9 protein-coding genes are annotated in these 15,097 nt (G+C 70.2%); 4 read left to right on the top strand and 5 right to left on the bottom strand.

Annotation, left to right across the window (positions count from 1 at the left end):
- Positions 1-29 precede the first annotated feature (29 nt).
- Positions 30-3,170, bottom strand: a complete 3,141-nt coding sequence (locus tag OG246_RS08335; protein ID WP_266458086.1) for a VCBS repeat-containing protein — start codon at positions 3,168-3,170, stop codon at positions 30-32.
- A gap of 241 nt (positions 3,171-3,411) precedes the next feature.
- Between OG246_RS08335 and OG246_RS08330 the strand changes: the two genes are divergently transcribed.
- From OG246_RS08330 to OG246_RS08320, 3 genes are read left to right on the top strand one after another with little or no spacing between them, the layout of a single operon-like run.
- The gene (locus tag OG246_RS08330) at positions 3,412-4,023 is read left to right on the top strand and encodes a DUF4956 domain-containing protein (protein ID WP_266458080.1); all 612 of its coding nucleotides are present in this window, start codon (positions 3,412-3,414) and stop codon (positions 4,021-4,023) included.
- On the top strand, positions 4,020-4,808 hold the full coding sequence (locus OG246_RS08325) for a VTC domain-containing protein (RefSeq protein ID WP_266458077.1): 789 nt from the start codon (positions 4,020-4,022) through the stop codon (positions 4,806-4,808). Before OG246_RS08330 ends, OG246_RS08325 begins: the two co-directional genes overlap by 4 nt.
- On the top strand, positions 4,805-6,664 hold the full coding sequence (locus OG246_RS08320; protein WP_266458075.1) for a carbohydrate-binding domain-containing protein: 1,860 nt from the start codon (positions 4,805-4,807) through the stop codon (positions 6,662-6,664). Before OG246_RS08325 ends, OG246_RS08320 begins: the two co-directional genes overlap by 4 nt.
- Before the next feature lie 49 nt (positions 6,665-6,713).
- Here the strand turns inward: OG246_RS08320 and OG246_RS08315 are convergent, their stop codons facing one another.
- From OG246_RS08315 to OG246_RS08305, 3 genes are all read right to left on the bottom strand, one after another.
- On the bottom strand, positions 6,714-7,190 hold the full coding sequence (locus OG246_RS08315) for a hypothetical protein (RefSeq protein WP_266458072.1): 477 nt from the start codon (positions 7,188-7,190) through the stop codon (positions 6,714-6,716).
- Positions 7,191-7,328: 138 nt separating this feature from the next.
- Positions 7,329-9,053 carry a methionine--tRNA ligase gene (metG, locus tag OG246_RS08310; protein WP_266458069.1) on the bottom strand — a complete coding sequence of 575 codons (1,725 nt, stop codon included), beginning with the start codon at positions 9,051-9,053 and terminating at the stop codon, positions 7,329-7,331.
- Positions 9,054-9,215: 162 nt separating this feature from the next.
- Positions 9,216-10,718, bottom strand: coding sequence for a VWA domain-containing protein (locus tag OG246_RS08305; protein ID WP_266458067.1), 1,503 nt, complete (start codon positions 10,716-10,718; stop codon positions 9,216-9,218).
- A 267-nt stretch (positions 10,719-10,985) separates the two neighbouring features.
- Between OG246_RS08305 and OG246_RS08300 the strand changes: the two genes are divergently transcribed.
- Positions 10,986-13,049: a PhoX family phosphatase gene (locus tag OG246_RS08300; protein ID WP_266458065.1), complete on the top strand. Its 2,064-nt coding sequence runs from the start codon at positions 10,986-10,988 to the stop codon at positions 13,047-13,049.
- Between the two features lie 75 nt (positions 13,050-13,124).
- On the opposite strand, the gene OG246_RS08295 is transcribed toward OG246_RS08300, so the two are convergent.
- Positions 13,125-15,062: an FUSC family protein gene (locus OG246_RS08295; RefSeq protein WP_266458062.1), complete on the bottom strand. Its 1,938-nt coding sequence runs from the start codon at positions 15,060-15,062 to the stop codon at positions 13,125-13,127.
- Positions 15,063-15,097 lie beyond the last annotated feature (35 nt).

Here is a 15,097-nt window from a genome sequence, read left to right as displayed (position 1 = left end):
AAGACCCCGGGCGCCCTTCAACTTTGCGGTCAGGACAGGGACTTGTATCCGCCCCAACCCGTCGCGATCTTTGTGCGGGCTCCGAACGACCCTGCGCCGTTGCCGTAGTTGCGCCAGAGGTTGCCGGCCGTGTCACGCGAGACCAGGTCGGCCTTGCCGTCGCGGTTGAGGTCGCCCACGCCGACGATGACGTTGTAGGAGCCACCCCAGTTGGCGAAGACCTTCACGCGGGCCGCGAAGGTGCCGTTGCCCTTGCCGTAGTAGCGGTAGAGGTTGTTGGCCTTGTCCTGCGCGACCAGGTCACCGATGCCGTCACCGTTGAGGTCGCCGGTGCCGACGATCTTCTTGTACGTCTTCCAGTTGTCGTAGAGCTTCACGCGGGCGGAGAGCTTGCCCGCGCTCGTGCCCTTGTACAGGTAGACCGCGCCGGTGGAGGTGTTGCGGGCGATCAGGTCGGGACGACCGTCGCCGCTGACGTCTCCGGGCGAGGTGAGGATGTCGTACTGGTTCCAGCCGCTCGCCCCCAGCGACGTGTACGACGTCGACGGCTTGACCGCGCTGCCGCAGCCGGGCTTGTAGAGGCGCAGGGCGCCACTGCTCAGCCGGACCAGCACGTCATTGCAGCGGTCGCCGCTCAGGTCCCCGAACGGGACGGCCTTGATGCTGGTGGCCCAGCCCGTGCCGGTCGTCTTCTCGGAGAACTTGCCGCCGCCGGTGCCGTGTTGGTAGCTCAGGCCACCCGAGGAGTTGAGGGTGAGGACGTCGCCCACGCCGTCCGGTTCGCCTTCGATGCTGTTGAAGTCGTGGCGTACCGCCGCGCCGCCGAACACCGTTCCCGTGCCGCTGGTCAAGGTGGTCGCCGCGGTGCTGCCGAGGCCGGTCACCTTGAGGGTCCACTTGAAGCGGCCGTTGGGGAAGTAACTCCCGTTCGTAGCCTTGCCGTTCCAGGTCGGCGCCAGCCATGCCGTGGCTGCTCCGCCGGTGACCGTGCGCGTGGCCTTGCCGGTCTCGCCGCTCTCCACCGAGGTGAAGGTGAGGGACCAGGAGGAGATGGGACGGGACAGCAGCCAGTTGCCGTTCCACGTCTTGGAGTCGGTGTCCGACGACTTCGCCCAGACGAGGTCGTCGGCGGTCTTGGTCTCGAACACAGTTGTGGTGGACGGGGTCACCCCGGTCGTCGCCACGTGCGTCCGCTCGTGCAGGTCGAACCAGGCGACCAGGCCCGTGTACTCGTCCACCGTCCACCGGTAGCGGCGGTCGACGGCGAGCCCGGAGTCCGGGAGCCCGGAGGCGATCGCGCGGGTGGCGCCGGTGGTCGCGTCGGTCAGGACGAGTTCGTCCGTGGTGTGGTCGTGGCGTACGGCGAATCCGTCGCCGAGCAGCACGTCACCGGGGATGGTGGCGACCGACGTACCCGCCTTGGTGTCGTACACGCCCGCCGAGGCGGTCCCGCAGGCCCAGTACACCCAGCGGCCCGCCGCCTGCAGCTCGGTCGGGACGCAGCCCGCGCCCGGGATGGTGACCGTGGAGAGGGTCTTCGCCTCGGGCAGGCTGTACGAGGTGATCTGGCCGGCGGTGGTGGTGGCGCTCCAGAGCGTGGGGCCGTTGAGGGCGGCGGCGCGCACCGAACGCTTCAGCAGCTGACCGTCCTGGAAGTTGCCGACGTACTGCGTGGGCGTGGTGCCGCCGGAGTTGTACACCGCGTAGTCGTCGGAGACGTCGACGATGGAGCCGCCCTGGGTCGCGAAGTCCAGTTCGAGGCCCGGGATGGCGATCAGCCTGTCCGAAGCCGAGGTGTCGCTGTCGTCGGCCGTGCTGAGGTAGACGTCCCTGGGAGTGCTGCCGCTGTTGCCCCACAGCACCGAGCAACTGGTGACGGCGTACGGGCATGCGGAGCTGACCCCGGAGGACGCCGTGGCGGCGGAGGCGGTCAGCGTGGTGCCGCCGTCCGTGGCCAGGGTCCGTATCGACGTGTCGTCACTGGTGGTGGAGGCGGGGTCGTCCTCCGCCACGCGCAGGCTGCCCCGGCTGAGCGCGAGGCCCGTCTTGGCGTTCTCCGTCGCCGGGATCTCGGACACCTTTGCCAGCTCCAGGGAGCCGTCCGCCGCCTGGCTCGCGCGCTGCACCCACCAGTCGGTTGCGCTGGTGCCGCCCGTGACGAGGGCGTCGTCGCCGGCGGTGTGGATCGCGTACCCGTCCGCGTCGGCCAGCAGGGTCCGCGTGGAGCCGTCGGCGAGCGAGTGGGCCGTGATCGCGGTGCCGGTGCGCGTGTGCGTGGGCAGCAGCAGCCAGTCGCCGATCAGGACCGGCTCGCCGTCGAGGGAGCCGAGGGCCGGCTGGCCGATGATCGTGACGGGCGGGAGGTCGACGACCTGTTCCGTCCCCGCAGGGTCGGTACGGGACTTGAGGTGGAGGTCGCCGGTGCCGGGCTCGTACCAGCCGAACCGGTCCTCGCTCTGTACGTAGAACACGTTGGAGCCGACGTCGGTGAAGGCCTGGGTGGCGACGGCCGTGTCGACGTCGACGTAGGACAGGTAACTGCCGTACCCGTACAGCACACCGGCGGAGTCCGCGGCCACGACCTCGGAGGCCCCGATGCCGTACACGCCGTCGATGCCGGTAATGGTCCGAGAGCGCCGTACGCCGTCCACGGTGTCGATCAGGGTGTGCGCGGTGACGACCGTGTCACCGGCCAGCGCCCGGTATTCGTAGGAGGACGTGAAGGTCGACGTCTTGCGGGTCGCCGGGTCCCAGAGGGTGACGGACTTGGTGGTCGCGGCCGTCGGCAGGGCGACCAGGTCGCCGTCCGAGCCGAACCAGGCGGTCGAGCACTGCGAGCCGAGGGACGCGCAGGGCGCCGAGGGCGTGTAGACGCCGCTCGCGTTCTCCACGGTGACCGTCGTGCCGGTGGCGTAGTCCGTCCACAGCAGTCCGGCGACCCCGCTCTGCCGGTGCAGGAAGCCGGTCGTGCCGGCGGTGAGCGGCCGGTCGTCGCGATGCGTGTCCGAGTTCGGGTCGGTGAGCGTGATCCCGGTGGTGGCCGCGGCTTCGGTGGTGGCCGCCTCGGCGGAACCGCCGGCCTCGGAGTAAACGGTGACGGCCGCGACGGCGACCGCGAGTGCGGAGACGGCTGCGGCAAGACCGCCCCGTCTCAGGGCGTGTCTGCCCACGTGAATATCCCTCCCCGCGAGGGTCCCCGCCCTCGCACAAGTGAACGGATGCTACCAGCGGGTTCTTTGTGGGTTGTACGAGGTGGCGGACCGGGCCCGGACATCTGTCAGGGGCGGTCGACGCGGCCCGAACATCCGCCGCGGCACGCTCAGTTCACCCGCGTTTTCCGTTCCGTACTTCTCAAGTTTCGTTAAGGGGAGGCAAAGGTAACTCAAAGGGTTACCCACGATTGTCAGTGACATGTTGCTTCTTGTCGCCGCTGACCTGGTCGCCGTCTCCGTGCTGGCCTTCGGGATCTACTTCCCCCGCCACCACCGCCGGGACCTGGTGGCCTCGTTCCTGGGCGTGAACGTCGGTGTGCTCGCCGTGGCGATGGTGCTCGGCTCCACCTCGGTCGGCATCGGCATGGGGATGGGCCTGTTCGGGGTGCTGTCGATCATCCGGCTCCGCTCGTACGAGATCGCGCACCACGACATCGCCTACTACTTCTCGGCGCTGGCCATCGGCCTGCTGGCCGGTCTCTCCGAGTCTCTCGACCTTCTGCACGTCGGGCTGATGCTGCTGGTCGTGGGCACCCTCTTCGTCGGCGACCACCCCCGGCTGTTCCCGCGCTACCGGCAGCAGAACCTGCGTCTGGACTCCGCGTACACCGACGAGGACGCCCTGCGCGCGGACCTCGAAGTGCTGCTCGGCGGACGGGTGGTGAACCTGTCGGTGCGGAGCATCGACCTCGTCAACGACACGACTCAGGTCGAGGTGCGGTACGTCGTTCCGGCCGCTTCCCGGGCCCCCAAGGCGGCGAAGGCGGCCAAGGCACCCGGCTCCCGTACCGAGCGGAGGGTGGGGGCGTGACCGCCCTCGACTCCGTCGACGCGGTCGTCGGCACACTGCGGCCGATCGGTCTCGACGAACTCCTCACGCGGGCCTCGCTGTTGACCCGCCTCGACCGCAAGTACATGCTGCCCCTCGCCGATCTGCCCTTCGTCCTCGGCGGCCTCGACGAGGACTCGCAGGTCCTGGAGATGGACGGGGCACGGCAGTTCGCCTACCGGTCCGTCTACTTCGACACCCCGGAGATGGACGGCTACCTGGGCGCCGCCCGCAGCCGACGGCGCCGGTTCAAGCTGCGGATCCGTACGTATCTCGACTCCGGCCAGCACTTCTTCGAGGTCAAGACGCGGGGCCCGCGCGGCACCACCGTCAAGCAACGCATCCCGTACGAGGGTGAGTTGGGGTGGCTCGGTGCCGAGGCGCGGGCCTACGCGGACGCGGCGCTCGCCGAGTCCGGGATCGACTCCGGCCGCTTCCGGTTCGTGCCCACGCTGACCACGTACTACCGGCGCACGACCCTCTTCCTCCCGGCCACCGGAAGCCGGCTGACCGCCGACACCGACCTGACCTGGACGCTGCCCGACGGCACCGCCCTGCGTACCCCCGACCGGACCATCGTCGAGACCAAGGCGGGCCGGGCGGGCTCGGGGGCGGACCGGCTGCTCTGGTCGCTGAAGCACCGGCCCTGCCCGGTGTCGAAGTACGGCACCGGGCTCGCCGCCCTGCGCCCCGAGCTTCCCTCGAACCGCTGGCTGCCCGTACTGCGGCGCCATTTTCCGACGGCACTGGACGGGAGTCCGGCATGAGCACACGTACACGTATCAGAACGACGGCACGAGGATTTCGTACGAAGGCGGTGGGCGCCCTCGCTTCGGCGGTGCTCGCCGCGGCGGCGCTGGCCGGGTGCTCCTCGGGGAGCGACACCGCGGGAGACTCCGCCACGCCGAGTGCGAGCAGCGGGTCGTCGGCCGCAGCAGTGGACGGTGGCCAGGGCGCAGCCGCCGTGCTCGCCGCCAACAAGGAGTCGCACGCGGAGGCCTCCGACGGCGACTGGGACGAGACCGCCGCCGTCGGGATCGAGCTGGCCGGCGACTCGGCGTCCGCCGACGGCGACGGGGTGACGGTGGATGGCTCCACGGTGACCATCACCGCGGGCGGCACCTACCGGGTCAGCGGCACCCTCGCCGACGGGCAGATCGTCGTCAACGCGCCGGACCAGAAGGTGCAGTTGGTGCTCGACGGCGCCTCGGTCTCGCACTCCTCCGGCGCCGCGATCGAGGTCACCGCGGCCGACGAGGTCGTCGTCGTCCTCGCCGACGGCAGCGAGAACACCCTGAACGACGCCGACTCCTACGCCGACGACGCCGAGGCCAACGCCGCGCTCTACAGCGCCGCCGACCTGACGGTCACGGGCGGCGGCCAACTCACCGTGCACGGCAACGGCAACGACGGCATCGCGAGCACGGACGGCCTGGTGATCTCCTCCGGCACGATCGTGGTCGACGCCGCCGACGACGGCATCCGCGGCAAGGACTACCTGATCGTCGAGGGCGGCCGGGTGACGGTCACCGCAGGTGGCGACGGCCTCAAGGCCGACAACAGCGAGGACACGGACTCCGGTTACGTCGCCCTCGGCGGCGGGACGGTGAAGGTGACCGCCAAGGGCGACGGCGTCGACGCCGCCACCGACCTGGTGGTCACCGGCGGCACGCTGACCGTCGACAGCGGCGAAGGGAGCGGCACGCAGCCGTCCGACGACACGTCCACGAAGGGGCTGAAGGCGGGCGTGATCAACGTGCTCGAGGGCGGCACCGTGTACGTCGACTCCTCCGACGACGCGGTGCACAGTGACGGCGCGGTCCACATCAGCGGGGCGAAGGTGACGGCCGCGAGCGGCGACGACGGGGTGCACGCCGAGGGTGACCTGATCGTCGACAAGGGGTCGTTGAAGATCACGTCGGCGGTCGAGGGCGTGGAGGGGGCCGACATCGCGGTGAACGGCGGCACGGTGGAGATCCACTCCAGCGACGACGGGATCAACGCGGCGGGTGGTACGAGTACTTCGGAGGACGGCGGCGGTGGCTTCGGAGGGGGCGGCGGTGGCGGCGGTGAGGATGTCGGGGACTTCAAGCTGACCGTCACCGGCGGCACCCTGGTGATCAACGCCGACGGCGACGGCCTCGACTCGAACGGCACCGCCGAGATCACCGGCGGCACGGTCGTCGTCAACGGACCGGAGCAGGCGGGGAACGGCGCCCTCGACGTCAACGGCAGCTTCACCGTCAGCGGCGGCACCCTCCTCGCCGCGGGCAGCGCGGGCATGGCCGTCGCACCCGGCACCGAGTCCGAGCAGGGCTGGCTCTCCGCGACCCTCGACTCGGCGGTCGACGCGGGCACGACCCTCCATGTCGTCGACTCCGACGGCAAGGTCCTGGCCACCTTCGTCACTTCGAGGTCCGTCCAGAACGTCGTCTACTCCTCCTCCGCCGTCAAGAGCGGCGAGGAGTACCGCATCTACTCCGGCGGCTCAGCCTCGGGCACGAGTACCGGCGGTCTGACCGCGACCGGCGAACTCGGCTCGGCCGAGGAGATCGCCACGGTGACGGCGGGCGAGGCTCCGGAGGGCGGCTTCGGCGGCGGTGGACCGGGCGGCCGGGGGTAGCACGGGTAGCACGCGAGGGGTGCCCAGGACTTGAACTCCTGGGTGCCCCTCAGGTGTCGTACGAGCCGTCCCAGGGCTCGCCGAAGCCGAGGCGGTCCGGGTAGAGCTCCGCCCAGCTCTCGCCCTCATCCTCCCTGATCACCAGGCCGAACAGCACGCCGTCGACGGTGAGTTGGAAGGGGCGGATCGCGATGTCCATGTAGCGGCGCCGGGGGAGACTTCTCAGCAGTTTCCCCAGGTGGGCCTCGGCCCTTGCGAGGACCGAGCCCTCGGCGTGCGGGGCGCGGTGCTGCTCGGCCCAGGTGCCCGCGCACCAGATCTCCGAGTCGCGGTACCGGCCCTCGGCGTCGAAAGTGTGAAGCACCGTGTAGAGGCGCTTGTGCTCTTCCCAGCCGTCGTCGGGACGGAACCCTTCGGGAAAGGCATACGTGACCGACGCCAGGAACTGGCCATCCGCGTACCGGCCGATGGCCTCGGTGCGGTGGTGCGGTTCATAGGCGATCGGGATGACCTCGGGGACTGCCATGGCGAAACCATACGGGTGGGCGCGAACATGCCAGCGCCGGGGGCTGTTTCCAGCCTGGCGGATTTTGTGAAGAGGCCCGGCACCGAATGGTGCCGGGCCCTCCTCACAACGTCCTGACTACTCCGGACAACGTCCTGACTACTCCGGTGCGCCGCCGAAGCGCTCCTTGTACGACTCCAGGTCCTCGTCCGTGATCTTGGCGAAGAGGACGGGGGGCACGGTGAAGGCCGTACCGGCGGGGACCGCGGTCAGCGCCTTCGCCTCCTCCGCCGATACCCAGGTCGCGGTGTCGTCGGGAAGGGAGAAGGCCGAGCGCATAGCTGCGGCCGACGCCGGGATGAAGGGCTCCGACACCACCGAGTAGAGGTGGATCAGGTTCATCGCCGTACGCAGGGTCAGGGCCGCGCCTTCCGGGTCGGTCTTGATCTCCAGCCAGGGGGCCTTCTCCTCCAGGTAGGAGTTGCCGGCCGACCACAGGGCACGCAGCGCGGCGGCCGCCTTGCGGAACTGGAGGGCCTCCATCTGGGTCTCGTACTCCGCGAGCAGGCCCGCGATCTCCTCGCCGAGCCGCGTCTCCGCCTCACCGGCAGCGGTGCCCGCCGGTACTTCGTCGCCGAAGCGCTTGCGCGAGAAGGACAGGACCCGGTTGACGAAGTTGCCCAGCGTGTCCGCCAGGTCCTTGTTCACCGTCGCCGTGAAGTGCTCCCAGGTGAAGGACGAGTCGTCCGACTCGGGGGCGTTGGCGATCAGGAAGTAGCGCCAGTAGTCGGCGGGGAGGATGTCCAGGGCGGCGTCGGTGAAGACACCGCGCTTCTGGGACGTGGAGAACTTTCCGCCGTAGTACGTCAGCCAGTTGAAGGACTTCAGGTAGTCGACCTTCTTCCACGGCTCGCGGACACCCAGCTCGGTCGCCGGGAACATCACCGAGTGGAAGGGCACGTTGTCCTTGGCCATGAACTCCGTGTAGCGGACCGGGTTCTCGCCGGAGTCGGCGTCGTACCACCAGGACTTCCAGTCCCGGTTCTCCGGGTCGAGATCCGACCACTCCTTCGTCGCGCCGATGTACTCGATCGGGGCGTCGAACCAGACGTAGAAGACCTTGCCCGCGGCGGCCAGCTCCGGCCAGGTGTCGGCCGGGACCGGGACACCCCAGTCCAGGTCGCGGGTGATCGCGCGGTCGTGCAGGCCCTCGGTCAGCCACTTGCGGGCAATGGAGGAGGCGAGCTGCGGCCACTCGTCGCTGACCTCGTCGATCCACGCCTCGACCTCGTGCTGCAGCTTCGACTGGAGGAGGAAGAGGTGCTTGGTCTCCCGGACCTCGAGGTCGGTGGAGCCGCTGATGGCGCTGCGCGGGTTGATCAGGTCGGTCGGGTCCAGGACGCGGGTGCAGTTCTCGCACTGGTCGCCGCGGGCCTTGTCGTAGCCGCAGTGCGGGCAGGTGCCCTCGACGTAGCGGTCCGGGAGGAAACGGCCGTCCGTCGGCGAGTACACCTGACGGATCTCGCGCTCCTCGATGAAGCCGTTCTCGTTCAGGCGGCGCGCGAAGTGCTGGGTGATCTCGCGGTTCTGCGGGCTGGAGCTGCGGCCGAAGTAGTCGAAGGCCAGCGCGAAGCCGTCGTACACCGCCTTCTGCGCGTCGTGCGCCTGCGCGCAGAACTCGTCGACCGGGAGGCCCTGCTCCTTCGCGGCCAGCTCGGCCGGGGTGCCGTGCTCGTCCGTCGCGCAGATGTACAGCACGTCGTGGCCGCGCTGGCGGAGGTACCGGGAGTACACGTCCGCCGGGAGCATGGACCCCACCATGTTGCCCAGGTGCTTGATCCCGTTGATGTACGGAAGAGCGCTGGTGATGAGGTGTCGAGCCATTGCGGGCTGCTCCCAAGTCGGTACGTGGGGTGACGATCGTCGGTTCAGGTGGTGACGTCGGTCGTCTTACGAACCTTGAAATCGTATCCGACATGGGTGGGCCGCCCGCCTCCCGTTTAACCGGGTGGGAAGCGGGCGGCCGTTGTGCGGTGCCGGTGAGGGTTACGGGCGCCAGTTCGCCAGTACGCCCTCGTAGATCTCGGCGTCCGTCAGTTCGCGCGGGGTCGGGCCCGCGTGGAAGAAGGCCGTGTTCTCGGTCTTCAGCTTGCGGAGGTAGTCGAAGGCCTTGTTGTCCGTCTCTCCGAAGGCGACGAAGGAGAAGAAGACGGAGGGGTGGCTCTTCGCCGCGTCCGTGAGGGACTGGGTGGCGGGGGTCTTGGCGTCCGGGGCGCCGTCCGTCTGGAAGACGACGAGGGCGGGGGCCGTGGTGTCCGACTTCTGGTAGTGCGTGAGGATTTCCTCCACGGCCGCGTGGTAGCTCGTACGTCCCATGCGGCCGAGGTCCGCGTGGAGCTCGTCGACCTTGTTCTCGTGGTCGGTGAGGGTCAGCTCGCCGGTGCCGTCCAGCTCCGTGGAGAAGAAGACGACGTGGACCGTGGCCTCGGGGTCGAGGTGGGCGGCGAGGGCGAGGGTCTGCTCGCCGAGGGCCTGGGCGGAGCCGTCCTTGTAGTACGGGCGCATGCTCGCGGAGCGGTCGAGGACGAGGTAGATCTTGGCGCTGGTGCCGGTCAGCTTCTGCGTTTCCAGGGCTGTGGCTGCCTCGGTGTAGGCGGTGAGGAGGCTTGCGGGTACGTCTGCCTGGGCGGCTACCGGGGTGAGCTTCTCCGCCTCCGGCTCGGGGGTTTCCTCGGCCTCGGGCCGGGGGGTGGGCACCCGGCCTTCGGCCGGGTCGTTGTTCCCGCCCGCACCACCCGTGACAGTCTCGTCGTCGGCTGCGGGTGGCCCCGGTGGGGCCTCGTCGCCGTCGGCGGCCGCGGGCTCGTCGGCCTGTGCGGCGACGGGAGCGGGCTCCTCGGCGACGACCGGCTCGGGCTCGGCAGCGGGCTCGGGCTCGGCCACGACCTCCGGCTCCGTCTCGACCACGCTCGCCGTCTCCGGCTCGGCCACGATCTCGGCCTCGGGCTCCGGCTCGGCCGCAGCCTCCGGCTCGGGAACGGCCACGACCTCGGGCTCCGGCTCGGCTTCGGCCACGACCTCGGCCTCCGCCTCCGCGACGACCTCCGGCTCCGGCTCGGCCTCGGCCACAACCTCCGCCTCCGCGACGACCTCGGCCTCCGGCTCGACCGCAGCCTCCGCCGCGACCGCGGGCTCGACGACCGGCTCGGGCTCGATCACCGGTGCGGGCGTCTCCGCCTGCTCGGGCTCGATCACCGGCTCCGGTTCCGGGGTCCGTGCCGGCGGAACCGTCACATTGTCGAAGGCCGCTGACACCAGCTCGTCCACGACGGACGGCTTGGGCTCGGTGGCAGGTGCGGGGACCTCCGCGGCCGGTGCGGGTTCCGGCTGGAGTTCGGTGGACGGTGCCGGAATCCTCGGCTCGGTCTCCTGTGCGGGGACCCGTTCGGGAGCCGTCGGAGTCGAAACCTCCCGCGAGGTCTCCCCGTCGGCGTCACGACCCTTGCGTGAGCGGCCGAACGCATTCCGCAAGACGGTGAGAATGCCCATGTGCGCAACCCTTCGCGTGAGTTGGTGCCCGTCAATCCCTGGCCAGGACGGACACGTAAGGTTAGCGGTCACAGCTGGTGATCTTTGGCAGGGGCAGAGTACGGGGGCGACAGCCGTCAACACCGCGTCGCCGACGCTACCCGCGTATCCCCAACACCCCTGCGGATCCCATGGGTTCACCCCCCGTTCATCCCGCTGGCCTGTTTCCGCACATACGCACCACCTAGCGTCACGCTGAAACCAAGGGACCGCATGGGGAGAGCAAAAGTGCGCAGACTTCTGCCGTTGATCGGAACGCCCGACTCGCATCCCGGTGGCAGGTCGGCCATGACCTGCCTGTACCGCTGTGGCAACGCCTGTTTCCACGAGATACCGAACACCAGCGACAACGAGTACGTCGGTGACGTGATCGCCACCGCGCTGAGCCGCCGTTCGATGATGCGTGCCGCGGCCGTCGTGACCGTCGCCACCGCGGCGGGCACCGCCGTCATCGGCACCGGCGCCCAGCAGGCGCAGGCGGCCACGACGGACACCGCGTCCAAGAGCGGCAAGGCCGCCCGCGGCCTCCGCTTCACCGCCGTCGCCCCCAACCTCACCGACGCCGTGGTGATCCCCGACGGGTACGCCCAGAACGTCGTGATCCGCTGGGGCGAGCCCATCCTCCGCGGCGCCCCCGCGTTCGACCCGGACAACCAGACCGCCGCGGCACAGGCGGCCCAGTTCGGTTACAACAATGACTTCCTGGCGCTGCTGCCGCTCCCCGGTGAGCGAGGCCGTCAGGTGCTTGTGGCGAACCACGAGTACACGGACGAGGTCCTGATGTTCAAGGCGTACGACGCCGCGAACCCGACCCGTGAGCAGGCCGAGATCGCCTGGGCGGCGCACGGCCTGTCCGTCGTGGTCGTGGAGGAGGACAAGCGGAGCGGCAAGCTGACCGCGGTCCCCCGCCACCACCTCAACCGCCGGGTCACCGCGACCACCGAGTTCAAGGTGACGGGACCGGCCGCCGGCTCGGACCTCCTCAAGACCTCCGCCGACCCGACCGGCAAGAAGGTCCTGGGCACGCTCAACAACTGCGCCGGCGGCGAGACCCCCTGGGGCACGACGCTGCACGGCGAGGAGAACTTCAACCAGTACTTCGCCAACAGCAGCCGCCCCACCGACGCCCGCTACGGCATCGGCACCGGCGCCAGCGAGCGCAAGTGGGAGCGTTTCGACAAGCGTTTCGACGTCGCCCAGGAGCCGAACGAGGTCCACCGCTTCGGCTACGTCGTCGAGCTGGACCCGTACGACCCCACCTCCTCGCCCCGCAAGCGCACCGCCCTCGGCCGCTTCAAGCACGAGGGCGCCACCGTCCGCCTCACGGACGACGGCCGCCCGGTCCTCTACACCGGTGACGACGAGCGCTTCGACTACTTCTACAAGTTCGTCGGCAGCAAGAAGATGAAGAAGGGCAGCTCCCGCTCCGCCCGCGAGCACAACCTGACCCTTCTCGACGAGGGCACGCTGTACGTCGCCAAGCTCACCGGCGACTCCCCGGCGGCCGAGATCGACGGCACGGGCAAGCTGCCGGCCGACGGCGAGTTCGACGGCGGCGGCGTGTGGATCCCGCTCGCGACCGCCACCGCGAAGGGCGCCGTCTCGCACGTCGAGGGCATGACCGCCGAGGAGGTGTACGTCTTCACGCGCCTCGCCGGTGACAAGGTCGGCGCCACGAAGATGGACCGCCCCGAGGACATCCAGCCCTCCCCGACCACCGGCAAGGTGTACGTCGCCCTGACGAACAACACCAACCGCGGTGTCGGCAGCAACGCCAAGGCCGACGAGGCCAACCCGCGCAACGCCAACAAGCACGGGCACATCCTCGAGCTCACCGAGGGCCGCAACCGCCCCGAGAGCCTGACCTTCGCCTGGTCGCTGTTCCTCGTCGCGGGTGACCCGACCGACCCGGCCACCTACTTCGCGGGCTTCCCGAAGGAGAAGGTCAGCCCGATCTCCTGCCCGGACAACGTGGCCTTCGACCCGCACGGCAACCTGTGGATCTCCACCGACGGCAACCAGCTCGGTTCGCACGACGGCCTGTTCGGTGTCGCGACCAAGGGCGACCGGCGCGGTGAGCTGAAGCAGTTCCTGACCGTCCCGACCGGCGCGGAGACCTGCGGCCCGCTCGTCCAGGACCGGCGCGTGCTCGTCGCCGTCCAGCACCCGGGCGAGATCAGCGGCGCGACCGTCGAGAAGCCGGCGAGCATCTGGCCCGACGGCGCCGGCAAGATCGTCCGCCCGGCGGTCGTCGCGGTGTGGCGCAAGGACGGCTGCGACATCGGCGTCTGATGGCAGAAGTGCAGTAGTTACGAGGATGGGGCGCCCCTTGCCGAAGGGGGCGCCCCATCCTCGTACGCGCAGTCGTCAGTGCGGCGACGTGATCGCCCGTGCCGCCGCGACCTCCTGCCGGAGCGGTTCGAGGACACTCCCCGACGGCCCGGTGAGATCCGTACGGACCTCGAAGAGCACGTCGGTCTCGCGCAGGCCCTCGGACAACTCCCGCAATTGCAGGGTGACCTGGCCGACCTCGGCGGGCGAAGGGCGGGAAGCCCCGTGCCGGATCCGTACCCCGGCGGCCGTCGTCGCGTCGACGATCCGCTCGACGGCGACGACGAGCGGGAGCCAGGCGGCGGCGCGCCGTCCACCCGGTGGGGGTTCGGTCAGGGCGCGCTGGAACTCCGTACGGATGGCCGAGAGGTCGCGGTAGAGGCGGCGGCGCATCCGGGAGCGGGCGGCGGGGTCGGCGCCGTCGCCGAACGCGTACTCCACGTACCCGGCGGTTTCCGCGACCGCGTCCGCGAGCCGGTCGCCGACCCGGGTGTGCCAGCTCTCCGGCCACAGCAGGTACCCGGCGACGATGGCGATCGCGCACCCCATGAGGGAGTCGACCAGGCGCGGTACGAGGAGTGCCGTGCCCTGGTGGTTGAGGACGTCGGAGAGGAGGAGGATCACCGGGGTGACGGCGGCGGTCTGGTAGCCGTATCCGCGCGGGGTGAACGCGGGGATGAGCGGGGCGAGGACGAGCATCACGGGTACGTCCCACCAGCCGAGCGGTACGACGGCGAGGACGCCGGCCGCGACGACGAGCCCCACGACCGTGCCGAGGGCGCGCAGCAGCGCCCGGGAGAAGACGGAACCGAAGTCGGGCTTCATCACGAAGGTGATGGTGAGGGCGACCCAGTAGGAGCGCGGCACCGGGACGATCGAGACGAGGGCCTGCGCGAGGCCGATGCACAGGGCGAGGCGCAGGCCGTAGCGCCAGGAGGCGTTGGACAGGACGACGTTGCGGGCGGCGCGTGCGGCGCGGACGCGGAGCGCGGCGGGCCTGCCGAGCCGGTCGTCGACGTTGCCCGCGTTCGGGGCCTGGTCCGTCACCACGTCGGCGGCGTACCGCAGGGCGTGGTCGACGGCGCGCGCGGTCTCGCTCTCGGGCACCGGGAGCTTGAGCCCTATCGGGCCGCTGTAACCGGTCTCCACCGCGTCGGCGAGGTGGCGTACGGCGGCGGGGACTTCGGCCTGCAGCGGCTTGCCGTACTGGTGGGCCGCCGGAGCGGCCTCCACGACGGGTGTCACGGCGTTCAACTGGGCGAGCAGGCGTACGAGTTCGGGGCTGCGGCCGTGCTGGAAGGCGCGCCGGGCGAGGACGAGGTCGTAGGACTTGTTGAGGGACTCGGTGACGGCCAGGCGGAGTTCGTCGTACTTCTCGGTGCCGCTCGCGGCGAGGAGATCCGCCACCGTCCGGTAGCTCGCGGCGACCGCGGCCCGCTCGGGCACCCGTGACCGCAGCGGCCAGGCGAGCAGCGCCAGGACGAGCACCAGGAGCCCGCCGCCGGACATCAGCAGCGGTGCGAGCCACCACTCGCCCGGCAGTGGAAGTCCGGCGCCGATCACGCAGTTGAGGAGCAGCAGCAGGCCGGACACGGAGGCCACGGCGCCGATCGACGAGATCATCCCGGAGAGCAGCGCGATGGCGGTGACCGCGACGACGGTGACCCAGCCGTGCCCGAACGCGAGTGAGCCGATGGTGACGCCGATGGCGCCGAAGAGCTGGGGGACGGCGATGTTGAGGATCCGCATGCGGTAGGCGTCGGCGGTGTCGCCGATGACTCCCGACAGGGCGCCCATGGAGGCGAGGGCGCCGTACGCCGGCTGTCCGGCGGCGAGACCGATCACGAGCGGCAGGGTCATCGCGATCGCGGCGCGGGCGACCGCTGCCCAGGGCACGGGAGCCGGCTTCGGTTGGAGGTTCCTGACCAGCCAGTCGGGAGGGGTGAGGCGGCTGATGGGGAACTGGTGGGACATGCCCACAGTATGGCGGGCAGGTCTTCCTCAGCCGT

Origin of the sequence: Streptomyces sp. NBC_00620 (assembly GCF_026341825.1) — a bacterium.
Classification (GTDB): Bacteria; Actinomycetota; Actinomycetes; order Streptomycetales; family Streptomycetaceae; genus Streptomyces.
This window is presented reverse-complemented; position numbering and strand designations above follow the sequence as displayed.